This window comes from Stenotrophomonas sp. Pemsol (genome assembly GCF_003586545.1).
Lineage (GTDB): Bacteria > Pseudomonadota > Gammaproteobacteria > Xanthomonadales > Xanthomonadaceae > Stenotrophomonas > Stenotrophomonas sepilia.
On sequence record NZ_CP025780.1, the window covers coordinates 186,715 to 200,117 of the forward strand.

Annotated in this window: 9 protein-coding genes; 5 read left to right on the top strand and 4 right to left on the bottom strand. The window is 67.5% G+C overall.

Annotated features, from left to right (window positions below):
- The first annotated feature begins 21 nt into the window (after positions 1–21).
- The gene (locus tag PEM_RS00890) at positions 22–741 is read left to right on the top strand and encodes a response regulator transcription factor (RefSeq protein ID WP_005415146.1); all 720 of its coding nucleotides are present in this window, start codon (positions 22–24) and stop codon (positions 739–741) included.
- The gene (locus PEM_RS00895) at positions 738–2,207 is read left to right on the top strand and encodes a HAMP domain-containing sensor histidine kinase (RefSeq protein WP_111174790.1); all 1,470 of its coding nucleotides are present in this window, start codon (positions 738–740) and stop codon (positions 2,205–2,207) included. Before PEM_RS00890 ends, PEM_RS00895 begins: the two co-directional genes overlap by 4 nt.
- On the opposite strand, the gene PEM_RS00900 is transcribed toward PEM_RS00895, so the two are convergent.
- Both PEM_RS00900 and PEM_RS00905 read right to left on the bottom strand, forming a co-directional pair.
- On the bottom strand, positions 2,204–3,553 hold the full coding sequence (locus tag PEM_RS00900; protein ID WP_111126936.1) for an ATP-binding protein: 1,350 nt from the start codon (positions 3,551–3,553) through the stop codon (positions 2,204–2,206). The two genes, PEM_RS00895 and PEM_RS00900, sit on opposite strands and share 4 nt — an antisense overlap.
- The gene (locus PEM_RS00905; protein WP_005415149.1) at positions 3,550–4,239 is read right to left on the bottom strand and encodes a winged helix-turn-helix domain-containing protein; all 690 of its coding nucleotides are present in this window, start codon (positions 4,237–4,239) and stop codon (positions 3,550–3,552) included. The genes PEM_RS00900 and PEM_RS00905 overlap by 4 nt, the downstream gene beginning before the upstream one ends.
- A 349-nt stretch (positions 4,240–4,588) precedes the next feature.
- Between PEM_RS00905 and asnB the strand changes: the two genes are divergently transcribed.
- On the top strand, positions 4,589–6,490 hold the full coding sequence (gene asnB, locus PEM_RS00910; RefSeq protein ID WP_053498027.1) for an asparagine synthase (glutamine-hydrolyzing): 1,902 nt from the start codon (positions 4,589–4,591) through the stop codon (positions 6,488–6,490).
- A 460-nt stretch (positions 6,491–6,950) separates the two neighbouring features.
- Here asnB and PEM_RS00915 read toward each other — a convergent pair whose 3' ends face one another.
- Together PEM_RS00915 and queD are read right to left on the bottom strand one after the other, a co-directional pair.
- Positions 6,951–7,298, bottom strand: coding sequence for a phasin family protein (locus tag PEM_RS00915; protein WP_005415151.1), 348 nt, complete (start codon positions 7,296–7,298; stop codon positions 6,951–6,953).
- A 116-nt stretch (positions 7,299–7,414) separates the two neighbouring features.
- Complete coding sequence (queD, locus tag PEM_RS00920; RefSeq protein WP_005407953.1) at positions 7,415–7,777, bottom strand: 6-carboxytetrahydropterin synthase QueD; 363 nt, start codon at positions 7,775–7,777, stop codon at positions 7,415–7,417.
- A gap of 191 nt (positions 7,778–7,968) precedes the next feature.
- Here queD and PEM_RS00925 point away from each other — a divergent pair, with 191 nt between their 5' ends.
- Entirely contained in the window at positions 7,969–10,608 is a 2,640-nt protein-coding gene (locus tag PEM_RS00925; RefSeq protein ID WP_111129248.1) for a TonB-dependent receptor, read from the top strand.
- Between the two features lie 74 nt (positions 10,609–10,682).
- Entirely contained in the window at positions 10,683–13,277 is a 2,595-nt protein-coding gene (locus PEM_RS00930; protein WP_111129246.1) for a M14 family zinc carboxypeptidase, read from the top strand.
- Positions 13,278–13,403 lie beyond the last annotated feature (126 nt).

Below are 13,403 nucleotides of genomic sequence, written 5' to 3' on the forward strand. Positions count from 1 at the left end.
CCCACTGGCCTTGAGCTGACGATGTCGACCAAACGCGTGCTGATCGTTGAAGACGATGCCCACATCGCCGACCTGCTGCGCATGCACCTGGGCGATGAGGGCTACGATGTCGCCCATGCTGCCAGCGGCGATGCCGGCCTGCGCCTGCTCGAGCAGGAAGGTCCCTGGGATGCGCTGGTGCTGGACGTGATGCTGCCCGGCGTGGACGGCCTGCAGGTGTGCCAGCGCGCACGCGCGATGGCGCGGTATGTGCCGATCATCATCATCAGTGCGCGCGGCAGCGAAACCCAGCGCATCGTCGGCCTGGAACTGGGCGCGGACGATTACCTGGCAAAACCCTTCTCGATGCCGGAACTGGTGGCACGCGTGCGCGCGCTGCTGCGCCGCGCCGAGGCGATGGCGCAGAGCGCACGCATCGATGCCGGCGCGATCGAGCTGGGGGGACTGCAGCTGGACCCGGTCGCGCGTACCGCCTCGGTGGATGGCAATCCATTGGAGCTGACCCCGCGCGAGTTCGACCTGCTGTTGTTCTTCGCCCGTCACCCGGACCAGGTGTTCGCGCGCATGGAACTGCTCAACCAGGTCTGGGGCTACCAGCACGATGGCTACGAGCATACGGTCAACACCCATATCAACCGCCTGCGCAGCAAGATCGAGCCCGATCCGGCCAATCCGCGGCGGCTGCTGACGGTGTGGGGCCGTGGCTACAAGCTGGTCGACCCGGCCGGAGCAGCGGCATGATCAAGCCGAACCTGTGGCAGAAGCTGGCAGTGGTGACCGCTGCGCTGATGCTGACGTGCTGCATGGCGCTGCTGGCACTGCAGATGCGTGCCAATACCCGCCACGAGCAGGAGGTGGTACAGCGGTTGTCGCTGGGTCTGGCCGAGCACATCGCCCAGCGCAGCGAGCTGATGGATACCAGCGGCATGCGTGATGCGGCGGTGCGGGCGTTGTTCGGCCAGTTGATGGCGGTCAATCCCAGCGTCGAGGTCTACCTGCTGGATGACCAGGGCCGCATCCTCGGCCACGATGCACCCAGTGGGCACCTGGTGCGAAACCGGGTGGACGTGGCGCCGCTGCGCCGCTTGCTGGCCGGTGCGCCGTTGCCGATCCTCGGCGATGACCCGCGCAGCGCGAATGGCCGCAAGGTGTTCAGCGCGGCACCTCTGATCGTGCAGGGCCGGCCGGCGGGCTACGTGTACGTGGTGCTGGTCGGCGAGCACCGGCAGATGCTGGCCGACGATCTTGCCGCCGGCAGCCAGTGGAACACCACGCTGTGGTCGGTGGTGCTGGTCGGTGGCCTCGGCCTGCTGGCCGGGCTGGTGGCGTTCTACTGGGTGACCCGTCCGCTGCGGCGGCTGACCCGACGCATCCAGGCCTTCGACATCGACGCACCCACGCCGTTGCCACCGCCGGAGCCGCTGCGCCCCGGTGAGCGCGACGAGCTGGTGATCCTCGAACATGCGCACGCGCAGATGGCGCAGCGGCTGGGCGAGCAGTGGCAGCAGCTGCGCCATCAGGACCTGCAGCGCCGCGAACTGGTTGCCAATATCTCGCACGACCTGCGCACGCCGCTGTCGTCGCTGCATGGCTACCTGGAAACGCTGGCATTGAAGGACGCCACGCTGTCAGCGGACGAGCGCCGCCGCTATCTCGGTATCGCGCTGGCGCAGAGCGCCAAGGTCGGCCGGCTGGCGCGCGCGCTGTTCGAGCTGGCGCGGCTGGAGCATGGCGAAGTGCGGTTGGAGTGGGAGGTGTTCGCGCTGCCGGAGCTGCTGCAGGACGTGCTGCAGAAGTTCGAACTGGCGGCACAGGCGCGCGGCCAGCAGCTGCACGCAGCGTTCCCCCCCGGCCTGCCGCTGGTGCGCGCCGACCTGGGCCTGGTCGAACGGGTGTTGACCAACCTGCTCGACAACGCGCTGCGCCATGCACCCGACGGTGGACAGATCGAGGTGCGCCTTTGCGCGACTCCCGACAGCGTGGAGGTCAGCGTGGCTGATGACGGCCCAGGGGTGGCGCCGGCGCTGCGCACCCAGCTGTTCCAGGCACCGGCCGCGCTGGGCGCGCGGCGCGGCGAGAACGGCGGATTGGGGCTGTTGATCGTGCAGCGCATCGTGCAGCTGCACGGCCGCCGCATCGAACTGCGCAACAGCGAGCGTGGCGCGCTGTTCGTGTTTGCCTTGCCGCGTGCGGAACCGGCGGCCTAGCAGGCCGCTTCGCATTCGACGATGCCGCCGCCGTTTTCCAGCGGCAGGTGCAGGCGGATGCAGGCACCGCCCAGCGCCGAATCGGTCACTTCGACGTGGCCGCCATGCTTGTCGGCCACCACCTGCACCAGTGCCAGGCCGAGGCCGAAGCCGGGACTGCCCGGGTCCAGCCGGACGTAGGGCTGCAGTACCTGGCCGCGCAGTTCGGGTGCAATGCCGGGGCCGTCGTCCTCCACCTGCAGGCATAGCCAGCCGTCAGTGACGCTGCTGGCAATACGGATCTGCCGGCGCGCGTAGCGCAGTGCATTGCCGAGCAGGTTGCGCAGTGCCAGCTCCAGCATATGCCGGTTGACGTTGACCAGGCCCACCGGCGACAGCGCCTGCTGCACCGGCATCGGCAGCGGCGCGAACTGGGCGACCACGCCGCGCACCAGCGCCGCCAGCTGCAGGCGCTGGCGGGTCAGCTGATGGCAGCGGCCCAGTGCGGCGTACTCGACGCCTGCATCGGTCAGGTGCTGCAGCCGATCCACATCGGTGCGCAATCCGCCCAGTGCATCGCGCTGCCCATCATCGAGCGCGGTGTCCTCCAGGTCGGCCAGGCCGAAACGCATCCGCGCCAATGGCGTGCGCACTTCGTGCGCCACCGCCTGCGCCAGCACACGCTGGCTTTCCAGCAGCTGCTGCAGCTGCTCGGCCATGTGGTTGAAGGCATTGGCCAGTGGCCGCACCAGCGCGGTGCCCGCACGCGGCGCACGCGTGTCCAACTGGCCATCGCGCATCTGCCTGGCCGCCTGCGCCAGCTGCGAGACGTCGCGCCACAACCGATAGACCATCACGTACATCGGCAATGCCACCGCCACCATCAGGATCAGCAGCAGGATCGCCACGCCGGACACTTCGCTGTCCTGCCAGCCCTCGTCCGGCAGCGCTTCATCCAGCGGCCCCAGCATCACCGCGTAGTCGCTGTCACCGATGCGCTGCAGGCTGCGCATGTGCTCCAGGTCGATCTGCACGCGGCCGTTGTTGAACGGCGGACGTTGGCTGGCCGGCAACGCCTTCACTGCCTCAGCCAGCGGCACCATGCGCAGCGCGTAGGCGAAATCGGCGTCGAGTTCGCGTGCCAGCACGGGCCACTGGTCGCGCGGGGTTTCGGCGAAGCGGTGCTGCAGCAGGGCATGGGTGCCGCGCATTTCGGCCTGCAGCCCGGCTTCGGTGCGGTCCTCCAGCAGGGCATCCCAGGCCCACAGGCCAAGCACGATCAGCAACAGGTGGGCAACCAGGAAGCCGATGCCGTAGCGCAGGAAGTGGAAGGCGTGGCCGCGCATCGCCGAGGGCGTGCGCTTCATCCCCATGCCGAGCGGCTGAACAGGTAGCCGCGGCCACGGACGGTCTTGATCCGTTCCGGCTGCTCGGGGTTGTCGCCCAGTTTGCGGCGCAGGCGCGAGATGCGGGCATCGATCGAACGGTCCAGGCCGTCGAAGGCGATGCCACGCAGGCCGCGCAGCAGCGCGTCGCGGTCCAGGATCTGGCCGGCATTGCTGGCCAGCAGGAACAGCAGGTCGAACTCGGCGGTGGTCAGCTCCAGCAGGCTGCCCTGCAGGTGCACGTTGCGGGTGGACGGGTCGATGCTCAGCTCGCCGAAGCGCAGGCTGCCGTCACGCGGTTCGACCCGGCGGTGGCGGCGCAGGTGGGCGCGCAGCCGCGCCAGCAGCACCCGCGGTTCGATCGGTTTGCCGATGTAGTCGTCGGCCCCCAGCTCCAGCCCCAGAACCTGGTCGATGTTGTCGGTGCGGGCGGTCAGCACGCAGATGATGCCGTCATAGAGGGGCCGGATCTGCCGACACACTTCGAAACCATCCTGGTCGGGCAGGCCGACATCGAGCAGCACCAGGGCTGGTTTCTCGGCCAGGATGCGGGCCACTGCGCGCTCGCCGCTGCGCTCGTGGGCCACCTGGTAGCCATGCCGTTGCAGGTAGTCGCTGACCATCGTTCCCAGGCGGGCATCGTCTTCGACCAGTACGATATCCAGCATTTCCAAGGCCTCCGTAGGCGCAAACGTACCGCCACGGCACGAGCGCGGCGATGCTATCCCAGCCATCGGGCCGCCCGGGTCCCGGGGGCGGGCGCCATTCAGCCGGGGTTGCTGGCGCAGGGGCCGGCTCTCAGTCCCGGCAACAACTTGGCGTTCAGCATAGCCTGATGCTGTTACAAAACGTTACCTTCGTGATACGACGGGTGACGATCGCTGACAGCAAAGCGACTGACGCCGCGCGGCCCGGCGCCGAGCATGGAGTCTCCTCCGCTCCGCGTGCCGTCCCCATGTCGCCCGCCGCCCCCTGCCTGCTGAACCCGTCCCGCCGCCGCCAGTGCGGAGGCTCGCGATGAGCGGCGTGGTCGGGGCCTGGTTGCCGCCCGCCGAGGACGAGCAGTTGCTGCAGCAGCTGGCGCCGATGCTGCGGGCGCTGCAGCAGCGCGGGCGTGGCCGCATCGGCTACTGGACCGACGCCGAGGCCGGCCTCGCGCTGGGCCACTGCCGGGCGCCGACCGACACGCCGTTGCAGCCGCTGAGCTCGGACTGCGGTCGCTACGTGCTGTGCCTGGACGGCCGCCTGTACAACCGCGCTGACCTGCAGGCGCAGTTGCGCGATCTGCCACGCAGCTGCAGCGATGCACGGCTGCTGCTGCAGGCGATCGTCGAATGGGGCGTGCAGCGGGCGCTGTCGCGTATCGAGGGCGCCTTCGGTTTCAGCGTCTGGGACCGCGAGTCGCGCGTGCTGTGGCTGGCCCGTGATCCGGTGGGCGAGAGGCCGCTGTACTACGGCTGGTACCAGGGCCAGTTCCTGTTCGCCTCGGAGTTGAAGGCGCTGCAGGCCTTCGCCGGGTTCGCACCAAGCATCGACCAGGATGCGCTGAGCCTTCTGCTGCGTCACGACTATGTGCCGGCGCCGCACACCATCTACCGCGGCATCCACAAGCTGGTGGCGGGCGCGATGCTGCGCATCGATCTCAGCGACCATGCCGCGGGTTGCTCCAGCCAGGCCGAGCAGGGGGGCGCGCGTTACTGGTGCGCACGTGAAGCAATGCAGCGTGCACTGCAGGAGCCGCTGCAACCGGCGCCGAGCCTGGAACAGGCCACCGACCAGCTTGAGGCGGTACTTCAGAAAGCCATCGCTTCACGCATGCACTCGCCGCTGGCCTGTGGCGCGTTCCTGTCCGGAGGCACCGACTCCTCGCTGGTGACGGCGATGATGCAGGCCCAATCCACGCTGCCGATCGAAGCATGGACGGTCGGCTTCGACGATCCGGGACATGACGAGAGCGACTGGGCGTCGCAGGTCGCGCGCCATCTGGGTGTGCAGCACCACCTGCACCGCATGGACGCGCGCCAGGGCCTGGATCTGCTGCAGCGCCTGCCGCAGGTCTGGTGCGAACCGTTCGCCGACGCCTCGCAGCTGCCGACGCTGCTGGCCAGTGAACTGCTGGGGGCACGCAAGCCGGTGGCGCTGACCGGTGACGGTGGCGATGAACTGTTCTTCGGCCACCCCAGCTATGGCCGCGCGCTGCGCAATGCGCGCCTGTGCGGTGGCTTGCCGGACTGGGTACGCGACCTGGCGCGGCGCAGCGGCAACCGCATGAACGCCGAACGTGGTCGTCTCGGTGGATGGCGTGCCTTGGTGGCCGAAGTTGCTGCCAACGATGTGGAAGGCCACTACCTGCAGCGGGTGACCCGCTGGCGGCAACCGGCGCAGGTGGTGCTGGGCGCGCGTGAACCGGTGACGATCTTCCAGCAGCAGGACTCGGCGCTGCCGGCCGAAGCGCGCATCCAGCTGCTGGATTTCCGCATGGATCTGGCCGAGGGCATCCTGGCCAAGGTCGACCGCGCGGGCATGGCGGCGGGCGTTGAAACCCGTGCGCCACTGCTGGACATGGAGGTGGTGCGACTGGCCTGGCGCCTGCCGCAGCACCTGAAGTACCACGATGGCGAACACAAACTGATCCTGAAGCACCTGTTGGCACGCTACCTGCCCGAGCCGCTGGTGTACCGTCCCAAGCGCGGCTTTGGCCCGCCGATGGCGCGCTGGCTGGCCGGTCCGTTGCGCGATTGGGCGGAGGCGCTGCTGGACCCGCAGCTGCTTCGCAATCAGGGCTGTTTCGATCCGGCACGCGTGCGCGGCATTTGGGAAGCGTTCCTGCGCGGCGAGCGCAAGTGGCACACGCACCTGTGGAACGTGTTGATGTTCCAGGCGTGGCACCAGCACTGGCACGGTGGTCGCGGGCGCTGAGGTTCCTTCGCGGTGTGTTCTGCGTGGCGCGTGGCGGATTCGTTCTGCGCGGCGCAGGGCGGAGGCCCTCGCGTACGAATGTCCTCCGGCGACGGCCGTTGGCCGTCACCTCCCCCTTTACTTCGTACGCAAGGGCCTCCGCCCTGCGTTCGGAGTTCGTCGGCGCGTCATTGAAAGGTTGCCGCGAGCACTGCGCTCTACCCACCGCACGCCGAGCCTCGTCGGGGCGGGCAGGGGTCTGGGCAAAGTAAAGGAGGAGGTGACGGCCAACGGCCGGCGCCGGGGGACATTTGCCCAGACCCCTGCCTGCCCCGGCGGGGCCCCTCAGCTCGCAGAGACATCGGACGAAGACGCACTTCGGAATCCGAACACCAGGCAAAAAAAGACCCGGCAGAGGGAGGGATCTGCCGGGTCCGGATTGCATGGGGGGAGGGACCCATGCAATGAGCGTTGCGTCGCGTCAGTGGTTGTTCGCGTCCGCCATTGATTCGTTGCAGCCCTGCACCAGTTCGGACCACGCCTTGCTGGCCTGCAGGCCGAGACCGACCACATCCTGCTGGGCCTGGCCCAGCCGCTGCAGGTTGTCCTGCCACAGCTGTGCACCCTTGTTGAGCATCCCGGCCGTGTCGTCGCTGCGGGCCAGTTCACCCAGCCAGCCGCCGGTCGCGGTCAGGTTGCGCTCCATCACCTTCAACTGCACGCCGAACATGCTCTCCGCGTTCTCCAACGCCAGCCGGTTCGCACGCGTGGCTGCGGCGGCGAGCTGGCGGGTGGCATCACTGAAGCGATCGCTGAAGGCGGCGGCCATGGGGCATCAGGGAGTGGCTTGATGCAGTGCAGCATACGCTCTTGATGTGGCAATGCAACAAAAATAACAAAGGCGCCCAGGGCGCCTTTGAAACACCTTTCAGATCAATGGGTTGATCAAGCCGTCGGACCGCGGTAGCGGCAGCCGGAGGTGCAGGTTTCGTGCACGGTGATCTCGCTCAGCGCAGGCAGGCTGGGCTTGAGTTCGTTCCAGATCCACACCGCCAGATTCTCGCTGGTCGGGTTCTCCAGGCCGGGGATGTCGTTGAGGTAGTGATGGTCCAGGCGGTCATAGATCGGCTGGAAAGCCGCCTTCACGTCGCCGAAGTCCATGATCCAGCCAGTCTGCGCGCCGGGCTCGCCCTCGACCTTCAGTTCCACCCGGAACGAGTGGCCGTGCAGGCGCGCGCACTTGTGCCCCGGCGGCACGTTGGGAAGGCGGTGCGCCGCCTCGAGCATGAAGACTTTGAAGATTTCCATGGCGCAATTGTACGCCGCAGGCGGCCCGGCAGCCTGAGCGGACGCCGGGCTTTCGTGAAGTGACTCTTTCCATCCGGATGAAGAGATGATAGTTTCTCTTATATCCGTATGAAGAGATGTTATTGGCCGGGCGCCGGCCAGGCATGGACTACTGCGGAACTTCGTCGTCCTTACCACCTCCCCACATCGTCATGCCCAAGCACACCCTGCTCGTGGCGGCCCTGGCCGTCGCTCTGGCCGCGCCTTTGTCCGCCGCCGCCGAAACCTCCGCCGACGCCGTTGGTGACGCCAATACCCTCGCCGCCGTGCGTGTCACCGGTTCCAACATCAAGCGCACCGATACCGAGGCCTCCAACCCGGTGCAGGTGATCGGTCGCCAGCAGCTGGAACAGACCGGCAAGGCCACCGTGGCCGACGTGCTGCGTTCGATCTCGGCCAACACCGGCAACGCCGCCAACGAAACCACCAACAACGGCTGGGCCTCCGGCTCGGCCGGCATCGGCCTGCGCGGCCTGTCGCAGAAGAACACGCTGGTGCTGCTCAACGGCCGCCGTCTGGCCAACTACGGCTTCCCGGCCGGCGGCCTGTCCGATACGTTCGTTGATCTCAACGCGCTGCCGCTGGTCGCAGTCGAGCGCATCGAAGTGCTCAAGGACGGCGCCTCGGCGGTGTACGGCTCCGACGCCGTGGCCGGCGTGGTCAACATCATCACCCGGCAGAACTTCGAAGGCGCCGAGATCGGCGGCAGCTTCGGCGGTGCCGACCAGGGCGGCCTGCACGAGCAGAACCTGAAGTTCGTCGGCGGCCTCGGTGATCTGGACACCGATGGCTACAACATCCTCTTCAGCCTGCAGGGTTACAACCGCGAGCGCCTGGACCAGGACGAGCGCAACCTGACCCGCAGTGGCATCTACACCGACAAGCCCGGTGGCCGCTGGAACGGCTGGTCGGCCAAGGGCGCACGCTACCTGGTCAACGGCGTGTCGGTGCCGATGCTCGATGCCAACGGCAACTGCCCGGCCGGCACCACCCGCGTTGCCAGCGCGCCGATCGATGGCCTGTCCGGTGATACCTGCGGCTTCAACCAGGCACCGTTCACCACGCTGATCCCTTCGACCAAGCGTTACCAGGCCTATGCCAACGGCACCTTCCGCCTGAACGACAATGTCGAAGCCTTCGGCGAAGTGCTGTACAGCCAGATCAAGAGCGCTGCCTGGTTTGGCAGCAGCCCCTTCTTCACCCTGGAGAGCGGCCGCTTCGCACTGAACGCGGACAGCGGCCTGGCCGAGCCGGTGTCGTCGCTGCTGCCGGCCAGCAATCCGTACAACCCGTACGGGCGTGCGATCCCGATCGAGTACACCTTCTTCGACCTCGGCGGCACGATCAAGACCAACCGCTCCACCGCCTATCGCGGCGTGTTCGGCCTGCGTGGCACCACCGCCAACTGGGATTGGGAAGTGGCCGCATTCGGTGCGCGCAGCAGCGAGCGCGAGAGCGTGTCCGGCGGCTTCGCCAACCGCTGGGCGCTGGCCAACGCACTGTCCACGGGCAGCTACAACCTGCTTGACCCGGCAGCCACGCCGCAGTCGGTGCGTGATTCGATCAACATCGCCACGCTGCGTCCGGCCGAGTCCAAGCTGCAGGGCGTCGACGCGAAGATCTCCGGCAGTCTGGGCCACACCTGGGCCGGCGAGATCGGGTTCGCCGCCGGTGCCGAGTGGCGCCGCGAGAAGCTCGATTCCAACAACCCGTGGCAGATCGATGCCGGCCTGCAGGTGCGCCCGGCCATTGCCGAAGTGCACGGCCAGCGCCAGGTCAGTGCCGCCTACGCCGAAGTGAACGTGCCGCTGGCCTCGACCCTGGAACTGTCCGCCGCCGCGCGTGCCGATCACTATGATGATTTCGGCGATGCGTTCTCGCCGAAGATCGGCCTGCGCTGGCAGCCGCTGGATTTCCTGCTGGTGCGTGCCTCAGCCTCGAAGGGCTTCCGTGCACCGTCGCTGTCGGAAAACTCCAACAGCACCAGCATCGCCTATGGCAGCGTGGTCGATCCGCGTGATCCGGACGTGCCGGGTTCGCGGCAGAACCCGACCTTCTTCACCGTCGGCAACAACGAACTGAAGCCCGAGCGCACCAGGAGCGTGAACTTCGGTGTGGTGCTGTCGCCGTGGGCCAACACCAACCTGAGCGTGGACTACTACCGCATCCAGCTGGACAACCTGGTCGGCACCAACAACACTCAGACCCTGGTCAACGACAATGTGGCTGGCGCGGTGCAGCGCGATGAGCGCGGCAAGCTGCAGGCGGTCTACAACCGCTACCAGAACCTGAGCGAGCTGAAGACCTCGGGCATCGACGTCGAACTGCGCCAGCGCATCCCGACTGCGGTGCTGGGTGACTTCACCGTGTCCTCGGCTTACACCCACGTGCGCGACTACCGTCGCCCGACCGTGGTCGGTGGCCCGCTGGTCGACTACGCCGGCAGCAACCTGGGCGCGACCCTGCCCAAGGACAAGGCCACCACCACGCTGGATTGGAAGTACGGAGATTTCAACGCAGCCGTGACCTGGTACTACACCAGCAGCTACCGCCAGGAAGCCAGCACCGCCGCCAAGGCCGTGCAGCAGCGCGTCGGCAGCTACAGCCAGTACGACCTGTACCTGGCCTACACCGGCATCGACAAGCTGACGCTGTATGCCAAGGTGCAGAACCTGGCCGACAAGACGCCGCCGTACGACGCCTCGTTCCCGGGCATCCGCGCGCCATACGACTTCAGCCAGTACGACCTGCGCGGCCGCTACTTCACGCTGGGCTTCGATTACCGCTTCTGATCCATCCGCCGCGGCCGGCCACCTGAAGGGACCGGCCGCGCAACTGTCTGCCGTTGTGTTCCTGGGGAGTCACCGTGTCCTTGCATCGCCGTGCCGTTCTTCCGTTGCTGCTTGCCGCCGCCACTGTACTGTCCTGCCCGCAGCCGGCGCAGGCACAGAGTGCCTATTTCTTCCCGCAGGCCACGGATGCGGCAGCCTTCGATGCAGCGGTGCCGACGCCGGAGCAGTTCCTCGGCTACCCGATCGGTAGCCGCTACACCCGGCACGACCAACTGGTGGCGTATTTCCAGGAGCTGGCCAGACGCTCGGACAAGATCAGCGTGCGCGAGATCGGACGAAGCTACGAGGGCCGCCCGCTGCTGATCGCCACCGTCACCGCCGCCGGCAATCACGCGCGGCTGGAACAGCTGCGCCAACAGCACGCGACCCTGGCCGATCCGGCGCAACCGCGCAGCGCGGCCGGTGACAGCCCGGTGGTGGTGTGGCTGGGTTACAGCGTGCATGGCAACGAGACGTCCAGTGCCGAGGCGGCGATGCTGACTGCTTACTACCTGGTGGCCAACCGCAGTGCCGAAACCCAGCAGTGGCTGCAGCACGCGGTGGTGCTGCTCGATCCGGCACAGAACCCGGATGGCCGCGATCGTGCGGCCAACTGGCACAACGCCTGGGCCTCCGATCCGGCCTCGGCCGACCCGGCCGACAAGGAACACGTCGAACCGTTCCCGCAGGGCCGCACCAACCACTACTTCACCGATCTCAACCGCGACTGGCTTGCCCTCACCCAGCAGGACTCGCGGCCGAAGGTGGAGGTGTTCCACCAGTGGTACCCGAACGTGCAGATCGACTTCCACGAAATGGGCAAGGACAGCACCTACTACTTCGAGCCCTCGCCGAAGAGCATGCACAGCCCGCTGATTCCGGCGGCGTCGTATGAATTCAACAAGACCCTGGCCAAGTACCACGCGCAGGCGCTGGATGCCTTGGGTTCGCTGTACTACACCGGCGAGAACTTCGACAACTTCTCGCCGGTGTACGGTTCCACCTACCCGGACTTCCATGGTGCCGTCGGCGTTACCGTCGAGCAGGCCAGTTCGCGTGGCCGCGTGCAGGAATCGGTGAACGGCCTGCTGACCTTCCCGTTCACCATCCGCAACCAGGTCGCCACCGGGCTGGGCACGGTGCGTGGCGCGGTAACTGAGCGCAGCGGCCTGTTCGACCTGCAGAAGCAGTTCTTCCAGAGCGCGCTGAAGCAGGCCGCACAGCAGCCGGTGAAGAGCTTCGTGTTCGGTGATGTGCATGACCCGGCACTGACCCGCCGCCTGCTGGAACTGTTGCTGCTGCATCGCATCGAGGTACGCGCGCTGGAGCGTGCAATCACCGTCGATGGGCAGCGCTTCGATGCCGGCAGCGCCTACGTGGTGCCGGTGCAGCAGGCGCAGTTCCGCCTGGTGCATTCGATCTTTGACGAGACACCGCCGATCAAGGGGGATGTGTTCTACGGCAGCACCAGCTATGCGATCGCACCGGCCTACGGCGTGGCTTTCGCCGGCAGCCGTAGCCGTATCGAGGGTGGCGCACGCGTGACTGCACTGCCGGCGGAGCAGGGCGCGGTGCTGGGTGGCCAGGCCGGATTCGCGTACGCGATCGACTGGCGCGACTACAACGCCGGGCGCGCGCTGGCCGCGCTGCAGGGCAAGGGCGTGAGCGCACGTGCGGCATTCCAGCCGTTCACCACCGCGACCGCGCAGGGCGACGTCAGCTTCGCCGCCGGCAGCCTGGTGATTCCGGTTGCCGGGCAAACGCTGCAGGGCGCGGCGCTGCTTGAGGCAGTGACATCGGCCGCGCGTGAGGCAGGTGTGCAGGTGCATGCGCTGTCCAGTGGCCGCAGCCGCGAAGGCATCGATCTGGGCAGTGACGGCGTCAAGGCGCTGCGCAAACCCGCGGTTGCGCTGGTGATGGGGGAAGGGGTGGCCGCCACCGAGATCGGCTCGGCCTGGTTCCTGCTCGACCAGCAACTGCACCTTCCGGCCAGCAAGCTGGACCCACAGCAGCTGGCCAAGGTGCCGCTGGACCGCTACACCACGATCGTGCTGTCCGGTGGCACCTATACCGGCGTCGATGCCGCGGCGGTGGCTGCACTGAAGCGCTGGGTGCAGGCCGGTGGTTCATTGGTGACCTATGGCAGTGCCTCGAAGTGGGCGATCGAACAGAAGCTCGCCGACGGCGAGAAGCTCGGCAAGGACGAAGAGACTGCCGACGAGAGCCGCCGTGCATTCGGCGACCAGCGCGACATCGCCGCGATCGAGCGGGTCAGCGGCAACATCCTCAGCGCCGATGTGGACACCAGTCATCCGCTGGCGTTCGGCGTGCCGCGCCGGCAACTGGCGATCAACAAGGAGAACACGGTGACGCTGCAGCCGAGTGCGAACCCATTCTCGACGGTGGTACGCATCGACACGCCGCCGCGGGTGAATGGCTATCTTTCCGAGCGCAACCGTGCGCGGGTGGCGGGCAGCGCGTGGCTGCTGGTGTCGGCGCAGGGGCAGGGCAACGTGGTGCTGTTTGCCGATGACCCGGCGCACCGCAAGTACTGGCACGGGACGGATCGGCTGCTGATCAACGCGATCTTCTTCGGGAATCTGGTGAATCCGAGTAAAGCGCGGGGTTGAGGCTTTGCGCGCCTTGATTGATGCGCTTGGGGGAGGCCGGGCGGGCTGCGCAGGACACGCCGTAAACCCGTCCTTGGGGGCTCGATGGCGCCATCCATGGCGCCAACGGTCCTGCGCAGCCACACC